Genomic DNA, 17,725 nt, shown 5'->3' on the forward strand with positions numbered 1-17,725 from the left:
AGAAACCAACTACATAAAAACTAACCACTAGGGGTGCCTTTTATAAGGCTGAGATCAAAGTGAAACTTTGAGACTCTTAGAACCTGATCTGGATTATACCAGCGTAGGGAAGTGGTGTTGCGGAGTATTTATTCCTATCTTGAATTCTCCATATACAACCACTTTCTAAGCTGAGAGTGGTTTTTTTGTTGGATAAAACAAGGAGGATTAATATGAACACATTTACTGATATCTTGCGAGAAAGAGCGGCTTCCATTTGGGAAGCGAACCTTCAACATCCATTTGTGAAGGGGATTGCAGATGGTGACCTATCTTTAGAACGCTTTAGGTACTATGTTTTACAAGATTCGTATTACCTATCTCATTTTGCAAGAATACAAGCGATGGGTGCGGCAAGAGCTGAAGATTTGTATACGACTTCTAGGATGGCCGCGCATGCACAAGGTACGAATGATGCGGAGTTAGGACTTCATGAGACATTTATGAAACAGCTTGGTGTGACAGAAGAAGAACTAGCTAACTTTGAACCTGCCCCAACTGCATACAATTATACATCTCACCTATATCGTGTAGCAGAGTCTGGAAGTTTAGGAGAAATTATCGCAGCCATTCTGCCATGTTATTGGATCTATCAAGAGATTGGTGAAACGTTCAAAGGGGCTACTCCACAAGAGCCTATCTATCAAGAGTGGATCGCTGCCTATGGAGGAGAATGGTTCTCAGAACTTGTACAAGAACAGATTGATCGATTGAATCAATTGGCTGAAAAAGCAAGTGAATATGAAAAAAACAAAATGATTCAACATTTCTTGATCAGTTGTCAGTATGAGTATTCCTTTTGGGAAATGGCATATACGTTAGAAAAGTGGCCAATTCCATTCAGCATGACCACAACACCGATTGGAAGTGAAGGGTAGCATGCAAAAAGGGTTAAAGTTAACCGATATCCTTGTAACGATCGTAATTTCAATCGCATTTGGAATTTTATATAAGATTTGGGGACCTCTATATTATGCCGTAAAACCTTTTGGCCTTCACATCGATCAGTTGATATATGGGATGTGGTTCATGGCAGCAACAGTTGCGTTCCTCATCATTCGAAAGCCTGGAGTTGCCCTATTGGCTGAAATCGCTGCTTCTTCAGGAGAATTTTTAATGGGTTCTGAATTTGGACTTGAAGTGTTATTATACGGAATCATTCAAGGATTGTTTGCAGAATTTATCCTATTTGCATTTCGTTATAAACGGTTTGACCTTTTCGTCATCTCACTCGCTGCGTTAAGTTCATGTGCAGGATCTTTAATCATGGACTTTTACAAAGGATATATCGGAGATCTTTCAACATGGAACCTAACTTTATTTATCGTATTTAGAATAATCGGTTCTATATTGTTTACAGGATTGTTTGCCATCTCTATCGCAAAAGCTTTAGAAGCTACAGGTGTGACAAATTTAGTGCGATCGTCTTCAAAAGAAGATCACGAAGCATTAGATCAATAACTGAGGTGGTAATATGACCAGCATAACATCTGTGAAGAACTTAAGATTAAAGTTTCCGGGCGAATCAGAAATGTTGTTTAAAGATATGAGTTTGTCTATTAATCGTGGTGAAAAAGTGCTACTTCTTGGCACCTCCGGTTGTGGCAAATCCACATTGTTACAAGTCCTTTCTGGCCTTGTTCCACAAACGATAGACATACCTATAAAGTTTGATGAAATACAGATCCCTGATCAATGGGGATTTGTATTTCAAGATCCTGATACGCAATTCTGTATGCCATATGTTGATGAAGAATTAGCTTTTGTTCTTGAGAACCTACAGGTGCCTCGAGAAGAGATGTCCAGCAAGATTTTTTCTTTATTAAAAGAGGTTGGGCTTGAACTTGATAACATTCATACACCGATTCAACATCTATCAGGTGGAATGAAACAGCGGTTAGCGATCGCATCTGTACTAGCACTGAAACCGGATGTCATATTCTTAGATGAACCTACTGCTTTTATAGATGAAAAGGGAACAGAACAAATTTGGGAAACGGTTAAAAGAATATGGAAAGATAAGACGTTAATCATTGTAGAACATAAAATTGAAAAAATCATGGATTTCGCCGATCGTCTAATTGTATTTACCCCAGGTGGAGAAATTCTTGCTGATGGCAACACTTCAATGGTCTTTTCTCAATATAAGGAAAAGATAAAAGAGTATGGAATCTGGTATCCTGGTGCATGGGATGAATACAAATTTAAACGACTTGCTGAAAATAAGTTTGAATATCAGAACACATTGAAGTTGCAAGATTTTAAAGGGTATCGAAACAAGGAAATTAAGATATGGGCTGATGACATGGAGGTTCAATCGGGAGAATGGATCACGATCATTGGTGAAAACGGAGCAGGAAAGAGCTCATTATTGTTAGCTTTTATGCAGCTCATAAAAACATCTGGAAACTATTTTATAAATGATCTCCTTGTAAAAAAAATTAAGGACATCTCTGGACTTGTTTACCTTGTATTTCAGAACCCAGAATATCAGTTTTTAACGCATTCTGTTTACGATGAAATAACCTATGGATTACAAAACCAGCAGAATATTGAAGCAGATGCAAAAGAGATACTTTCTTCTCTTAAGTTGACGAGCAAAATGAATCAACATCCTTATCATCTCTCTGTTGGTCAGAAGAGGCGCCTAAGCGTGGCAACCGCTTTCTTGCAAAAGCCAACTGTATTACTTCTTGATGAACCAACTTTTGGTCAAGATTCTATAAACACGTTCAGAATTCTGGAATGGATTGAACAAGAGCGTCAAAAAGGAACCATCATTCTCATGGTCACACATGACCAACATATCACCGAACGTTTTGCAACACGGTTATGGAAGGTACAGAACGGTAAAATTGTAGCTGATCGTCAACTTAATAAAAGTTGTAAAGTACAGAAGGAGATGCTGAATGAACTCATTATTTAGTGGAAAGTACACTTGGTTACACAGCATAAACCCTTCTATAAAACTATTAACGATAGTAGGTCTGTTCGGATTCGCCATCAACATTCATTATCTTAATTTTATGCTTGGTTTTTCATGTGTGATCTTAACCTTGTTTATATTTGGTACAGGCTACTCTTATAAGCAATTACTCTTACTATCTCTGCCTTTCTTGCTTGTTTTTCTTTCAACTTCTTCTTCTATGATTCTTTTTGGAAAGGGAGAAACGATTCTGTTTAAATGGGCATATGTTCAAATATCAGAAGAGAGTTTGATAAGAGGCATTCACTTAGGATTTAGAGCTTTATCTTTCGCAATGCTTGGATTGATATTTGCTTTAACTACCAAACCAGTTAGATTGTTTTACTCGCTCATGCAACAGCTTAAACTGCCTCCAAAGTTTGCTTATAGTTTTATGGCAGCCATCCGATTGATTCCTATCATGGTGGAGGAATACCAAATCATTATGAATGCTCAAAAAATAAGAGGGTTCGAACAAAAGAATAACTTTCTTAAAAGGATGCAAAGGATCGCGATTCCATTATTATCCCAAAGCATTCGCAGAGCTTATCGGATAGCCATTTCAATGGAAGCAAAACGATTTCAATCGAACAGAAAGAGGACCTATTATTATGAGATCGGCTTTTCAAGGAATGATCTATTTTTCTTATGCTATTTTCTTGTTCTGTTAGGACTCGCTTATCTTCTTTCTATCCAATACCCTCTTCTGCCAAATACAGATGTAAGATCCTTATCAGATTGAGAGACTGAATATCATTTCAGTCTCTTTAATTCATTAAAGTGATGGTTTCATTTTGTTTCATGAGCACGGTATAACAGCCTTCTTTTATTTTCACATAGATAGCTTTTGGCACACTCAGTTTCTTACCGTTCTCGAAGAAAACCGTGTAATGTGGTGCTGTTACGAAGGAATCTCCAATACTTATTACTTTTTCCATTCTATCTTTTTTAACGATGTTACCTCGAAACTCACTTATGTTAAATTCCTCACTTAAATACCCTGACCATGCGAAGAACAATAAAAATCCTGCAATAAATGTAAAAACCATTGAAGTTACCTTTTGCATTTTCTCACCTCAGTTTTGTATAGGACGAAAAAAGGGAAAACAATAGAAGGATTTATCTTGAATAGATCTAATACTAATGAAACAGCTAATTATCCCTTATTTTTTTCAATCAACTTGTTATGCCAAGAAGTGAGTAATAGCAATGCGATGAATGAACCGAGTAGCGTAAGTGACATGTCCCATTGAGCATCCCATATATCTCCTTGAGCACCAACAAAGTCTTTAGTTTCACGTTTTGCTATCTTGCCCGCAATCCATTCAATAATTTCATAGAGAGCAGCGATTGCTAACGTGATACTTATTGCAATAAATTGAACCCATTTTCCAATGTGTAAAGGTGTTTTTATAAGAAGGATCTCGCGTATAACAATCGCCAATAAACCTTTCATAAAGTGACCGAAACGATCATAGTGATTGCGACTCAAATCATAATGATTCTGCAGCCAATCAAATAATGGCACGTCATCGTAAGTATAATGTCCGCCGATGAACGTCAAAATTGTCAACATTGCAATGATGCAATATGTAAGGGTAGTGAACCTTAACTTTCTATAGAGGAAGAAAACACAGATTAAAGCTATTACAGATGGAGCTACTTCTAGTATCCATATTGGATAGTGTGCAGGTTTAATAAGTGACCAAAGAAAAAAGAAGAAAACGATGATTAATAAAGAAACATGGATCTTGTTAGCTTTCATAAGCAATCCCTCACAATCTAACAATAGTATTGATATTTAGTTAGAAACGTATTCTTCTGTTGGTAAGAACACTTTAATAAAGGATGTGATCATCGTGACTAAAAAAATCGCAGTGGCTATTCTTCATGGGATCGGTAATCAAAACGAGGATTTTTCAGATTTATTTATTGATATGCTTACCAAAAGGTTCTCTCAGCAAATAAAACCATATTATACAACTCCTGAAGATGAGCTGATCATCCAACCCATATATTGGGGAAGTGTCTTTAACGAAAAGGAATCGTACCTGTGGAACAGACTTAATATAGAAGATGATCTAGATTTTAAGCAGTTAAGGCAATTTGTCATCCACTTTTTTGGTGATGCCATCGCTTATCAACCTGTAGTGAATCACAATCCGAACTATATTAAAGTACATGAGGTATATGCAAATGGCCTTCGAGAATTAAGTAAAGTTGCTGGTAAAGATGCACCACTATTTGTTATTGCACATAGTTTAGGTACCGTGATTTCAAGTAATTACTTTTATGATCTTCAATTTATTCCTGAAGAAATACCTGAAGATGTCATACGAAATATGCAAACGACTCCATTAGAAAAAGGGGAAACTCTAACCAGCTTTTATACATTAGGAAGCCCATTGGCTTTATGGAGTCTTAGGTATGCTGATTTTGATAAGCCCATCCAAGTTCCATCGCCGCATTTAAAGGAACATTACCCTGAAATTCAAGGGAAATGGGTAAATATGTACGATAAAGATGACGTGTTCGGTTATCCGCTTAAAACGATCAATGATTCTTATGATCGAGCAATTGCCGTTGATAAAGAAATAAATAGCGGCGGATTTATAAGCAGTTCTACACCACTTTCACACAATAATTACTTTAATACGAATGAAGTCGTCAATGACATTGGTGATGATTTAGCTGAAGTATGGAAACAGTTAAATTTAGCACCTAAGCCAAAATAACGTTTATTCTCGTCCACGAATACATTACATCATCTTATCAAATGGACGGTTGCCGAATGGATAATCAGCAAAAACAACAAATTGGTGGTGTTATACAGGCGATTGGAACAGTCATATCAGCGATTGCCAACACACCGATTTCGGTCTTGAGCGATCAGTTTCAGGAAGATCTCGATTTAATAGGAAATGTACTGCAAGCATCGGGAAATGGTCTAATTGCTGATGGGCAAATTCCGTTTACTCTTCAGAGGATCGGAAATGAAGTCCAAGCCATTGGAAATACAACGGTAATTGCGGGTATGGTCTTACCATTAGAAGATGATACTTCCCAAGTCCTGAATATTAAAGGGAACCTACTTCAAGCATTTGGGGCAGGAATTGTTCTTGGCGTTGAACTAGATAACGAATTAGAAGATACGTCTTCGAACCAAGGGATACCTATCATCTCAAATTTACTACAATTTGCGGGCAACGCATTACAAGCACTAGGTGGTAAATATGAACTTGATCATCCAAACGAAGATAAAAGCTATAGTGAATCTTTAATATTTGTAGGAAGTTGGATCCAAGCAGTCGGTGCTGTAATTTCAGCTTTACCTCGTCAGTAAAGGGGATATACATGTGGAAGATTATCACAGTGCGATAAGTAGTTTTATAATGGAGAATAATATAGATGCCATTCATATGGTTTTAACAGAATCATGTCATTCTGTACAGGAAGCTGCTAAAGCCATAAATGTATCTCAGCATGCTTTCGTAAAAAACATTTGCCTTTTAGATAATAAAGAACAGCTAATCATAGCCATTGTGAAAGGTGAAGATCGGGTGAGCACCACACGTGTGGGAAAAGCTTTGGATATTGAACGCCCTCGTCTCGCAACAGAGGATGAAATATTAGCTCATACCGGATTTCCTGCAGGAGGAGTTCCGTCATTTGGATTCAAAGCCCTTTTTTTAGTTGATCCAAAAGTAACACATCTTCCTTATATATACACAGGAGGCGGCTCTCAGTTTTCACTATTAAAAGTAGAAACAAAAAGTATGTTACAAGCAAATAAAGGAAAAGTCATTCGAATTAGAAAATAAAAAATCTTAATAGTTCCTCAAAAAACAAACATCCCATCATTCACACATGGGATGTTTAAGTGTTTAATAAAGTGAAATATTAATCGTTTTTTGAGAGCAAGTTATGCATCTGAGCCCGCAAAACCCATTTTAAAAGAGGAGGTACTGCAAAAAAGATAAAAAGAATGCGGAAAAGTTGATAACCTGTAATCATCGTAACATCCGCTTTCAGCTCATGTCCGATAATCCCCATCTGATCAGCTCCACCAGGTGCCATACTCAGGAAACTAGTTATAAACGAAAAGTTAAATTGATAAATCAACAAAAGACTCAGAAGAAGTGCGAAACTTACCAGCAAAAATCCGCTAATCAACGCTATTGGGATCATACTAGCTTTTTTTCTTAGCTTTTCAGGCTTTAACAATAATCCAATATAGCCTCCGATTAAAAATTGAGAAATATCAAGTATTGAAGCTGGAAGAGTCGGCCCTGTTAAACCAACTATATTTAAAGCAGCAATTCCTAGAATTGGACCGAGTAGAAAAGCTGTAGGAAGGTTTATTTTTTTCCCTAATAAAGCCATACCAACAGAAAATAATCCAAAAAGAATAATCTGCGGGAAAAAGGCAGAAGAGGTTCCTTCTGAAATAACATCAGGAATAATAGCCGGACTTCCTGAGGAAAATATAGGACTGAATATCAGAAATGGAACAGCGAAAATGATTACAATGAGACGTGTGACTTGAAAGAACGTAACGGTTGTAATATCAATTCCCTTAGTCTCTTCTGCAAATGTAATAATTTGTGATAGACCACCAGGAATTGAGCTGGTAAGAGCAGTCGGGAAATTGATGGACGTAAAACGAGATATTACAAATGCCATTCCCGAACAGATTAATAATAATAAGATCGTCATGAATGCCATGGATGGCAAGTGATTGATCATAAGCTTTAGCGTATCTTTAGTAAACGTTAAACCGATTGAATAACCAACGATGATCAAACCCGTATTTCTTAAAAAAACTGGCCAGTATAACTGAGTCCAACTTAGTTGATTCACAATTAATACCGCAGTCATAGTACCTAAAAGCCAAGGAATTGGCAAACTGAATACGTTGAATAAGAGGCCGCCTACCAAGGCGAGACTCAATGTTACTAAAAGTTGAAAACTCTTATGTTGATTTAAACTTCTATACTTCATTGCAAAACCTTCTTCTTAAGTTTGCTTGCGTTAACTAACAAACTTCTTTTTTTCGTCAAATCTATACATATACTTTGCGAGCCACTTCTTACAACCCAAATAGGATTTTTGGTAGATAGGACTTTGGATGAACGTATATATAAATGTGAAAATAAATACTGGCCCACCTATAGTTAGACCAACCACTAAGACAAGGCACTCCATGAATATTCTTACTCTACTAATAGATAATCCAGTTAAATCTGATATAGATAGCATGAGTCCATCTCTTGGACCAGCTCCTATTCCTGCTGCTGAATACATACCCCCACCAATTCCCATTAACAAAATGCCAAAGAACAAGATTAATATATCAATGTATGTGTTCATTGAGTTAGGAAGTAACTGAAATAATAAAAAGAAGTCTACAAAAATCCCAACTAATACTGCATTTAAAAAAGTTCCAATGTTAATATACTTTCGATTAATGATAAGAGTACAAGTTATTAAGAAAAAGCCTACTATAATATTCCATGTACCGATCGTAAAACCCAACCGCTCATACAAAGCAAGATTTAACACGTCCCATGGACTGATTCCTAAGTATTTCACTTGAATGGCCATGGCAATTCCATAACTAAAGATCAATAGTCCTATAAAAAAGAAGATTAGCTTAATCGCATACTTCATAAATATCTCCTCTTTTCCAAATTAACCCTATAATTATCTAAGACTATAAAGCAATTTGAGAAAAGATGAAAAGAAGTTCCTTACTATTATTCATGGTATTTATAAAAAAATAAAGGATATCACATGTGCGGTTGTCGAAATAAGAATGTCTAAAAATTGAAAACAGGAGCGTTTAATATGGAATCAATTAAGGATGCAAATGAACATGTTCTAGATTCATTGACCGAATTGGCTTTAGCACTATGGCCTGATAGTGAATTTAATGAATTGAGAAAAGAATTCAAACAACTTTTAAATTCTGAAAAGGATAAAGTAATTGTGTATCTCATGCATGCTAAACCTATTGCATTTATTCATATTTCAATTAGAACTGATTACGTTGAAGGTTCACTTAACAGTCCAACTGGTTTTGTTGAAGGGATTTATGTAGAACCTGAGTATAGAAAGAAAGGTATCTCAAAAAAATTAATTAAAAAAGGAGAAAGCTGGTTAAAGACAAAAGGTTGTAGCCAGGTTGGTTCAGATATTGAACAGTCCAATGACACGAGTTATCACTTTCATAAAAGTGTAGGATTTAAAGAGGTCAATCGTTTGATTGCATTTATAAAAGACATAGATTAAGCGTAACATACATAAGTCTAATTTGTACTCTAGAATTCTTAAGGCACATTTTTGTGTCTTTTTTTTATGGAGTAAAACAGAGTATATATCACAATCATAAGGTTAAACCTGTTAATCAGAGATATTTTCAAAAATAGTAGGATATCTTCGTCCGTTGTTGAAAAAATTTCGTGAGGTGACAATAGATTGAAACGAAAAATTTTACTTGTTCTTAGTGCTGCATATGTCATATTTATGGCTTACCTTTGTTTTTATTATTTTTCAAAAGATGAGACACACAGTTATCAGGTGGCTTTCGGTGGTATATTCTGCGGGCTAATTCCATTAGGTTTAATTCTTTTCACCAAGATTAAATTCAATATGCCTATCATGATTTCGTATTTTGCTTTCTTGTTTGCATCGCAGTATTTAGGATCTATCTTAGATTTCTATCGTTTTGGATGGTGGGATACTTTCTTACACCTTTTAAGTGGAGCGTTATTGGCGTTTGTAGCCATTGCTCTTTATGAGAGAATGACGCACCAAAAAGCTAGGAAAGAGATTTCTTATTGGCTTGTGTTTTTATTTGTCCTGGCATTCTCTGTATTTGGTGGGGTTGTTTGGGAGATCTATGAATTCAGCATGGATCAATTCTTTGGAATGACCTTACAAGGCGGCGGAAATTTTGATACGATGGTTGATCTACTTGCCGATACCGCTGGAGCAATCGTAATTGCGGCTATTGCAGCTTTTAGGACGAAAATAAGGTTTAAAATGTCATAAGAAATAATACGCATATTAATTAAAATATGCGTTTTCATCATTGTATAAACGGTTTATAAAATTTAAGAGATGTTTTTCAGCCAACTAATTATTCTTATAATCTCAAAAGGTCTATACCAGTTGATGATAAATATCACAAGTATAGAGAGAGCAAGATTTACAAATTTTGCGTTTCCTTTTTCAATCTGAAAAAATGCTACAAAACATAAAGTAGCCCCAAGCAGGATAATGAGAAATCCCCCTAGAACAAACCATTCAGAGTAACCTATAAAATCTCCGTTAAAAATTATTAACAATCCTAACATCAGTAAGACTAGTGACCACGTACTACTTTTTTTCATGGCATTTACCTCCAACTTAATTTTACCATTTTATGGGTGTTGATAAATGATTTTATATAAAATAAAACTAAAAAAATATATGAAAAGCCCATTGACCTTCACGCAGCGTAAAGGTGTAAAGTTAAATCTGTCAGGAGGTGATCACATTGGAATACACTATACAAAAGCTTGGCCAACTAGCAGGAGTAAGCACTAGAACATTAAGATATTATGATGAGATAGATATTCTTAAGCCGGCAAGAATAAACTCGTCAGGATATCGGATTTATGGTGAAGCAGAAGTGGATCGACTACAACAGATTTTGTTTTATAAAGAGCTCGACCTCCCGCTGCATCAAATTAAAGTAATCGTCACATCTCAAAGCTTCTCACCAGCTGAAGCACTACGTGAACACCGTGAAAAACTCCTGAACAAACGAGAACAGTTAGACCGTCTGATTTTGAATGTAGAGCAGACGATCGCTGCGAACGAAGGGAGAATAACGATGAAAGATAAAGAGAAGTTTGAAGGATTTAAAAAACAGATGGTTGAAGAAAACGAACAGAAATTTGGTAAAGAGATCCGTGAAAAGTATGGAGATCAAGTTATCAATCAATCAAATAAAAAAGTCTTGAGTTTGACTCAAAGCGAGCATGATCATGCTACGAAACTTGCAGAGGAGATTCACACGTTACTTGCTGAAGCATTTAAAACAGGAGACCCTGCTGGAGATTCAGCGCAAAAGGCAGCTGAGCTTCATAAGGAGTGGCTGATGCTGTACTGGCATGAATATAGCAAAGAAGCACATGCGAATCTTGCACAGATGTATGTGGACGACGAACGTTTCACTGCCTATTATGATAAAGAACAGCCAGGAACTGCTGCATTTTTACGAGATGCTATCCACATTTATACAGATTCTAAATAATTCATATAATACGTCTCATCTCATAGGAGGAAATCATTTAGGTTTTCTCCTTTTTGTTTTATTCATCTCTCCAATTCGTTTAAACTATGAATAGTGAGTAAGAAGGGATGAACAGTTATGACTGAAAAACTATATTATATTTCACCGTATACAACAAATTGGGAAACAACGGTAAAAACAACTTTTGAGAAAAACGGAGAATTTTTTGTGATCTTAGAAAGTACGGCTTTTTATCCAACCGGTGGTGGTCAGCCCTTTGATACTGGTACGATTGGCGGACATGATGTGCTTGATGTTTTTATTGAAAATGATGAAGTGTTACATAAGGTGAGGAGTCTACCTGAAACTTCCTCGGTAACCTGTGAGTTAGACTGGGCTCGAAGATTAGACCATATGCAGCATCATACTGGACAACATCTGCTATCTGCAGTTTGTTACTCTTTGTATCATGCACGTACCATTAGTTTTCATTTAGGTTCTGAGATCGCAACGATTGATATTGAAACAGACACACTGAGTCAACATCAAATGGATGACATTGAAAAAGCCGTTAATCAGGAGATTTATAAAAATAGAACGGTGCATACATACTTTGTTTCCGATAAAGAACTTCAACAATTGTCATTATTAAAGATGCCGAAAGTTAAGGAGAACATTCGAATTGTTCAAATTGAAGGCATCGAGCACAATGCATGTGGAGGTACTCATGTTCGTTCAACCGCTGAGATCGGAATCATCAAACTTTTGAAAGCTGAAAAACAAAAAGGTGCCACACGATTGTATTTTAAATGTGGTCAACGTGCTTTAGTAGACTACAATGAAGCTTTGAAACTGCTTACTTTGATTTCAGGCAAATTTAATACGGGTCGAGATGAAGTGATGAATCGTCTTGAAAAATGGGAGCACAACCAAAAGGAATTGGATTTGGAGAACAGACGACTAAAAGAGGAGAATAATCATTTTCTAAGTAAAGAAATTATCTCAAAAGCAAAAGCAGGACTGCTCATACATGTTTTTGAAGATAAAAGCTTTAATGACACAAAAGATCTTGCTATAAAAATAGCGAGTGAGGAACCTTTATTGATCTTACTTGCTTCCACATTAGAAAATCGTATCATCTTCATGCATGATGGTTCTTCACATGTTTCTTGCGGCTCATTCTTCAAAGAAAACCTTAGTTCTTTTAATGGTAAGGGCGGCGGAAATGATAAATCTGCTCAAGCTGGTTTTGCTTCACAAGAGGATATGATTCGATTCATTGAATTTGCTCATGAGACATTTACAAATATTTAACACTATCCTCGTGTTTAATGATTCTCTTTGAAAGTAGTGATTCCCGATTCCATCAACTTGCACAAAAAGAGAAATAAACATCCCAAACCAACAATTTTAGAAAATAATTAGAAAAAGAGGAAAAGGCAATCCAGCCAGCTCCTCTTTTTCTGCGATTAAATTAAAAAGATCGCCACAATGGTCGTCACAACTAATCCGATAAAAACAGGTTTTATGTTTCTTCTAGCAAGTTCAAATGGATCAACTCCGCAGATTGCAGCAGCTGGAATTAACGCCCAAGGGACGAGTGTACCTCCGCCAACCCAGATTGCCGAAATCTGACCAAGTGCTGTTAATGTCGCTGCTCCTGCTCCTATTGCAGTGCCAAATATGTTTGCGACAGATCCTGCCAGTGAAATCCCTGAAAATCCTGAGCCATCGAGACCGGTAATAGCTCCCACAGTTGTTAATGTTATGGCACCTATTTCTTTACTTAACGGAACCACAGACGCAAGTGCTACACCAAGATCGTTAACGATACCATGAGATGTTTTCGGAAGGAACTCACCTATAATCTTAGCAAATCCTGAATCACCTAGATAAAAAAAGGCAGCAATCGGAATGACTGGACCAAACACTTTAAATCCGAACTGAAATCCATCAATCATATAAGAAGTTGTTTTCTCTAACCCCTTATTCTTGTGGCTAACCATCGTAATTAAAAGCAGAATTAATACGGATGTACCGCCAATCAGTGCAGTTGCATCTCCGCCTTGTAGTTGAAAAATGGACATCGCTGCTACATCCAGTGAAAACATAACAGGGATAAAAAGAGCAAAGAACCGTTTTTGCTTACTCGATAACAAATTTAACTCCTGATCACTTGTAGTTTTTACTGGGTTAGCAGTAAGACCTGTACTTGCGTTTAATTTCCCTGATTTCAAGTCTCGCTTTAAAAAGTAGAAAGCCGCTATTGTCGTCACAAGACCCATCACAAACACGAGTGGGATACTCGCATGAATTACTTCACTTACAGGTAAACCTGCGGCATCAGCGGTTAGTTTAGGTGCTGCCTGAATGATGAAATCTCCTGATAGAGCAATACCGTGGCCAAACAGGTTCATAGCCATGGCTACACCAAGTGCAGGAAGACCAACCCGAATGGCAACGGGAAGAAGCACAGCACCCATGAGTGCCACTGCAGGTGAGGGCCAGAAAAACCAAGAAATAATCATCATTAGAATACCTATCGTCCAATAAGCGAGTCCGGGTGTTCTAATGAGTTCTGAAAATGGAGAGATCATCACATCATTGATGCCTGTTGAAGTTAGAACTCTACTCATCGCAACGATTATGGATATTACAAGTATTGTAGGCAGAAGCTCAGTGATCGCATAAATAAAACTATTAAAAATACTGCTGACAGACCCCGTTAATGAACCAGTCGCAGTAATAGAGATTAAGAAGATACCGAGAATACTTATTAATGTAGTATCGCGTCTCTTAACCATGAAACCAATGATTAAACCGATAAAAACAACATAAATCCAATGCAGCGCTGTTAGTTCAACGCCCATCTGTATTCCTCCCCTTGAAATGGGTATTTAGCCCTTTCGTGATGTAATACAGAGTATGATGAGAAAGAAAAGGGTGTGAGGAGAACTTTTTCACTAGTAGTTGTTAGTGACACATAAAGGTAATTAATGTAAAATTATGACGTTGATACAGAAGTAAAGAAAGAGGTAACTACATGTTATCTCTTTTCTTTTTGTTACATACATTCAACAAAGGAGAAGATTAGGGGGCCGTATGATGGACCAGTCCAGATTCATTAAAGATCTAAACGAATTAAGAGAAGGAGGGTATGTAAAAAAGAAGGATTATTTAAAAGTGCTTGATGGCTATTACAGATATAGAGAAGATGTTAGAAATAAAGAAATCAATGAATCGATTTTACATACAGCTGAAGTTACGAATGATGAACCTAAACAAAATCCACAGCCAGTAAAAGCAATAACTCCACCACCAACAAAGCCGAAAGTGGAAATCACACCTGAACAGAGAAGAGAAAGAAATATTACAACTATAATGGCAGCGGGTGTGATTCTGCTTTTATTAGGAGGACTTACTCTAGCTACAAGCAACTGGGATGTGTTCAGTTCGATTACAAAAACAATGTTAGTTGGAGGGATCGCCCTATTATTTGGTGGTCTTGGCGTACTTTCTGAAAAAATACTTCAGATTAGAAAAACGGCGTTTACGTTCTTTGTTCTGTTTGCTTTGTTTATTCCAATTACCGTACTCTCGGCAGGTTATTTTGAATTGTTTGGGAGTTGGCTCAGTTTTTATGGCGAGGGAAGATATATATTAGGCGTTATGACGACTGTCGTCTGTACCCCTATCTATTATTATTTTGGTATGTACTTTAAATCCAAGTTATTCAGCTGGCTTACTTATGTTGCTATCGCAATTGGGTATGCGTATTTAATCCTTTCGTTGGGCTTAACAAAGGAAGCTTTTTATTTCGCTTATGCATTAGGAAATGTAGGATTTATTTCTTTGTATCATTTCAAAAAAGGAAAGCAATCTATATTTCTTCAAATCTTGCCTTTGTTTATACAAGTTAACTTGATTCTATCGACGCTGTTCATATTAATTCTATTTGAAAATCAACTTTATCAAAGCTTCAATATCATCTTAACTGCCGTATTATATTTATCGATGAGAATGGTCAATCAAAGAAAAGAATATGAACTTTTCTTTATCGGTTTTATCACGTACGGTCTTTATCAATTGATTCAAAACTCTCTATTAATAGAATATCGTTTGTTTTTGATCGTACTTATACCCCTCATATTAGTGGTGGTTGCTAATTTTTCAGATACAGTATTAAAAAAATACTACCAGCTTGCTAATGGAGTAATCTCTATATTTGCTTTCTTATATATAACCGTTGAAGGTGTGTTATTGTCTGTAGGAGAAGGCAGTGTGTGGTTGTTATTAGGGTATCTTGTTTTAGCTGGTAACTTTATATTGTTAAGCTACAATTCTACGTTTTCTTTCTTTAAATATTTGGCACCGTTCTACCTTTTCTGTGCGTTTATGGAAGTGTATCATGTGACCGGTGATCGCTTTGAAGATTATTGGACACTTGCAATCGGTATCTCAAGCGCATTAGCTTATTCTACCGGACAGTATCTCAAACCACTAAAGAGAGCAAGTCTATTAGTCGGCGGTGGAGGATTACTTATAAGTTTCCTCGTGTCCTTGGAGCTCGCTCATTATGGCCAAGGAAGTATGATTTCCGTCATTTTAATCATACTTTCTGTTCGTCATTTCTTAATTGAGAATGGAAAAGAAAGAATGTTAGCCACCTGGCTTGTACCGATTTTTACTTTCTTTGCTTTCTGTTTGTTGGGGATGAAGTTCTTGCCATCACCGACATTATCATATTCTTTACTTCTCGGAAGTGTCGTTACTTTAATTATCTATCTTTGGCAAAGAAAGCAGAAACTGCTTGCAACTTCATTTATTTCAATTACAACCATAACGACCACTCTGAATTTTTTGGTCATCTTAGTAGAAGGTGATTTTACGTGGCTAAAAATTTCATCGTCCATTTTCCTAATGATAGTGTTATGGTTTTTCACTAAACATTTTAATTGGTCGATTGGGTTCTCTGGTATACAGATTGCATTATTCTTTGCATTGATTTATTTAGCGGAACTACTTGGATTTACATTAGGTACTGAGGAATCCGTTTATGCGTTCATCCTCATTTCCTTTATGTTATTAATGAGTAGCGAGGTATTCCAAAAACTCGATTCAATCAGTGAGTATCCAACGAAAGCTATATCGCACTTAATCACCTTAAACATAGGTTTTTATGCTTTACTCATAACAACTTCACCCGTTCCGTTCATTTTACTTGCGATCCTTTATGGAATATACGTATACCGTGCTCAAAAAGAATACGAAATTAGGTACAATCTTTATGCTAGTTTGATATTTTTAGCTATTGGTTTTCATTACTTAATTAACGGATGGCTGACAAATGAGGGACCTGTTCTTTATAGCATTCTTCTAGCAGGGTTTTATTTTATTTTAAATAATCAATGGAAAACTCGATTACGATTTTTCCTTGTACCTTTTTCCGTCATTTTCTTAGGAGAGTATATAACGATTAGAGGATCTGATGAGGTATTTCTTATAATTCATGCAGCAGCACTAATCGGGTTTATAGTGTTCTACCAATCGTTAAAACGGTACTGGAAATACGCATCAGTAATCATGTTGATCTATTTAATGATCGATTTAGAAGAATGGCTGTTGATAAATCGAATAGCCGCTGAAATGTATTCAATTGCTTGGTTCATCTCAGGCATACTGATATCACTGGCAGGTATGTATTTCTTTAAAAAGCTATACAGTGATTCTGATTATGTTCAATTTGATTTTTTTGCAGCTTTTGGATTGATTCATGTACTCACAGGATTGGTGCGATCGGAGAATATGTTAACAACGATTGGTCTATTCATACTTGCTATTCTTTTTTACGTTCAAGGAAATAGATTCTTGAATGTTTTGATCGGAAAGAGAATACTCCAAACGTGTTCTAGCATACTTGTCCTGTTTTCTTATTATTCACTTCTTGATCAATTTGATATCCCAGAGATTATTCAGACTGAACTTATTGTACTGCCTTGGATCTTATTAAGTTATGTGATCACAAGAAAAATGTGGGACATTTCGGACCATCTAGCTAATCTGGTTCAATATGTGTTACTTGGTGTAATAGGGATAACATTGATGATCGATGCGATAGAGAGCTATCAAGTCATGGATGCGATCATCCTTGGTTCATTATCATTTGCTAGTATCATTTATGGATTTATCTCAAAACAAAAAAGTTATTTCTTTACTGGATTGATCGTACTACTTCTGAATGTCTTGGTTCAAACTCGCCCATATTGGGGGAACATGCCATGGTGGGTATACTTATTATTAACAGGTATCCTTCTCATAGGTTTTGCTAGTTATAATGAATTTAAGAAACAAAAAGGAATTGATTCTCCGCCATTAAAGGATATAATTTTAAATAAATGGAAACATTGGTTTGGAGAGTGGAAATAACTTCTCTTCGAATA

General features: G+C 36.3%; 18 protein-coding genes and 1 riboswitch. Of the genes, 12 read left to right on the forward strand and 6 right to left on the reverse strand.

Annotation, left to right across the window (positions count from 1 at the left end; all coding sequences use genetic code 11):
* The first annotated feature begins 19 nt into the window (after positions 1-19).
* Positions 20-127: riboswitch (TPP riboswitch) on the forward strand.
* 85 nt (positions 128-212) lie between these two features.
* The 4 genes from tenA to HU823_RS01505 are packed head-to-tail and all read left to right on the forward strand — an operon-like array spanning position 213 to position 3,746.
* On the forward strand, positions 213-917 hold the full coding sequence (gene tenA, locus HU823_RS01490; protein ID WP_144700388.1) for a thiaminase II: 705 nt from the start codon (positions 213-215) through the stop codon (positions 915-917).
* Between the two features lies 1 nt (position 918).
* On the forward strand, positions 919-1,500 hold the full coding sequence (locus HU823_RS01495) for an ECF transporter S component (protein WP_197220889.1): 582 nt from the start codon (positions 919-921) through the stop codon (positions 1,498-1,500).
* 13 nt (positions 1,501-1,513) lie between these two features.
* On the forward strand, positions 1,514-2,965 hold the full coding sequence (locus HU823_RS01500; protein ID WP_197220890.1) for an ABC transporter ATP-binding protein: 1,452 nt from the start codon (positions 1,514-1,516) through the stop codon (positions 2,963-2,965).
* Complete coding sequence (locus HU823_RS01505; RefSeq protein WP_197220891.1) at positions 2,949-3,746, forward strand: energy-coupling factor transporter transmembrane component T family protein; 798 nt, start codon at positions 2,949-2,951, stop codon at positions 3,744-3,746. Before HU823_RS01500 ends, HU823_RS01505 begins: the two co-directional genes overlap by 17 nt.
* A 25-nt stretch (positions 3,747-3,771) precedes the next feature.
* On the opposite strand, the gene HU823_RS01510 is transcribed toward HU823_RS01505, so the two are convergent.
* Positions 3,772-4,071 carry a hypothetical protein gene (locus tag HU823_RS01510; RefSeq protein WP_197220892.1) on the reverse strand — a complete coding sequence of 100 codons (300 nt, stop codon included), beginning with the start codon at positions 4,069-4,071 and terminating at the stop codon, positions 3,772-3,774.
* A gap of 89 nt (positions 4,072-4,160) precedes the next feature.
* Positions 4,161-4,769, reverse strand: a complete 609-nt coding sequence (locus HU823_RS01515) for a DUF2238 domain-containing protein (protein ID WP_197220893.1) — start codon at positions 4,767-4,769, stop codon at positions 4,161-4,163.
* Positions 4,770-4,863: 94 nt separating this feature from the next.
* Here HU823_RS01515 and HU823_RS01520 point away from each other — a divergent pair, with 94 nt between their 5' ends.
* Genes HU823_RS01520 through HU823_RS01530 form a run of 3 tightly spaced genes read left to right on the forward strand, consistent with a single transcriptional unit; the run spans position 4,864 to position 6,825 of the window.
* On the forward strand, positions 4,864-5,739 hold the full coding sequence (locus HU823_RS01520; RefSeq protein ID WP_144700376.1) for a chemotaxis protein: 876 nt from the start codon (positions 4,864-4,866) through the stop codon (positions 5,737-5,739).
* 56 nt (positions 5,740-5,795) lie between these two features.
* Positions 5,796-6,347: a DUF6944 family repetitive protein gene (locus HU823_RS01525; RefSeq protein WP_197220894.1), complete on the forward strand. Its 552-nt coding sequence runs from the start codon at positions 5,796-5,798 to the stop codon at positions 6,345-6,347.
* A 13-nt stretch (positions 6,348-6,360) separates the two neighbouring features.
* Positions 6,361-6,825 carry an aminoacyl-tRNA deacylase gene (locus tag HU823_RS01530; RefSeq protein ID WP_260858560.1) on the forward strand — a complete coding sequence of 155 codons (465 nt, stop codon included), beginning with the start codon at positions 6,361-6,363 and terminating at the stop codon, positions 6,823-6,825.
* Between the two features lie 79 nt (positions 6,826-6,904).
* Here HU823_RS01530 and HU823_RS01535 read toward each other — a convergent pair whose 3' ends face one another.
* Both HU823_RS01535 and HU823_RS01540 read right to left on the reverse strand, forming a co-directional pair.
* Complete coding sequence (locus HU823_RS01535; RefSeq protein ID WP_144700372.1) at positions 6,905-8,005, reverse strand: AbrB family transcriptional regulator; 1,101 nt, start codon at positions 8,003-8,005, stop codon at positions 6,905-6,907.
* Between the two features lie 30 nt (positions 8,006-8,035).
* On the reverse strand, positions 8,036-8,674 hold the full coding sequence (locus HU823_RS01540) for a YczE/YyaS/YitT family protein (protein ID WP_144700370.1): 639 nt from the start codon (positions 8,672-8,674) through the stop codon (positions 8,036-8,038).
* Positions 8,675-8,851: 177 nt separating this feature from the next.
* On the opposite strand from HU823_RS01540, the gene aac(6') reads away from it, so the two are divergent.
* A complete protein-coding gene (gene aac(6') / locus HU823_RS01545) occupies positions 8,852-9,295 on the forward strand; it encodes an aminoglycoside 6'-N-acetyltransferase (RefSeq protein WP_144700368.1) in 444 nt (147 codons plus the stop codon).
* A gap of 186 nt (positions 9,296-9,481) precedes the next feature.
* Positions 9,482-10,057 carry a hypothetical protein gene (locus HU823_RS01550; protein ID WP_197220895.1) on the forward strand — a complete coding sequence of 192 codons (576 nt, stop codon included), beginning with the start codon at positions 9,482-9,484 and terminating at the stop codon, positions 10,055-10,057.
* A gap of 62 nt (positions 10,058-10,119) precedes the next feature.
* Here HU823_RS01550 and HU823_RS01555 read toward each other — a convergent pair whose 3' ends face one another.
* Positions 10,120-10,398 carry a hypothetical protein gene (locus HU823_RS01555; RefSeq protein WP_197220896.1) on the reverse strand — a complete coding sequence of 93 codons (279 nt, stop codon included), beginning with the start codon at positions 10,396-10,398 and terminating at the stop codon, positions 10,120-10,122.
* A 146-nt stretch (positions 10,399-10,544) separates the two neighbouring features.
* Between HU823_RS01555 and HU823_RS01560 the strand changes: the two genes are divergently transcribed.
* Both HU823_RS01560 and HU823_RS01565 read left to right on the forward strand, forming a co-directional pair.
* The gene (locus tag HU823_RS01560; protein WP_197220897.1) at positions 10,545-11,306 is read left to right on the forward strand and encodes a MerR family transcriptional regulator; all 762 of its coding nucleotides are present in this window, start codon (positions 10,545-10,547) and stop codon (positions 11,304-11,306) included.
* A 117-nt stretch (positions 11,307-11,423) separates the two neighbouring features.
* A complete protein-coding gene (locus HU823_RS01565; protein ID WP_197220898.1) occupies positions 11,424-12,599 on the forward strand; it encodes an alanyl-tRNA editing protein in 1,176 nt (391 codons plus the stop codon).
* 155 nt (positions 12,600-12,754) lie between these two features.
* Here HU823_RS01565 and HU823_RS01570 read toward each other — a convergent pair whose 3' ends face one another.
* On the reverse strand, positions 12,755-14,155 hold the full coding sequence (locus HU823_RS01570; RefSeq protein WP_197220899.1) for a hypothetical protein: 1,401 nt from the start codon (positions 14,153-14,155) through the stop codon (positions 12,755-12,757).
* Positions 14,156-14,390: 235 nt separating this feature from the next.
* Between HU823_RS01570 and HU823_RS01575 the strand changes: the two genes are divergently transcribed.
* The gene (locus HU823_RS01575) at positions 14,391-17,711 is read left to right on the forward strand and encodes a hypothetical protein (RefSeq protein ID WP_197220900.1); all 3,321 of its coding nucleotides are present in this window, start codon (positions 14,391-14,393) and stop codon (positions 17,709-17,711) included.
* The last annotated feature ends 14 nt before the right edge of the window (positions 17,712-17,725 follow it).

The organism is Fictibacillus sp. 18YEL24 (genome assembly GCF_015903855.1).
Taxonomy (GTDB): domain Bacteria; phylum Bacillota; class Bacilli; order Bacillales; family Fictibacillaceae; genus Fictibacillus; species Fictibacillus phosphorivorans_C.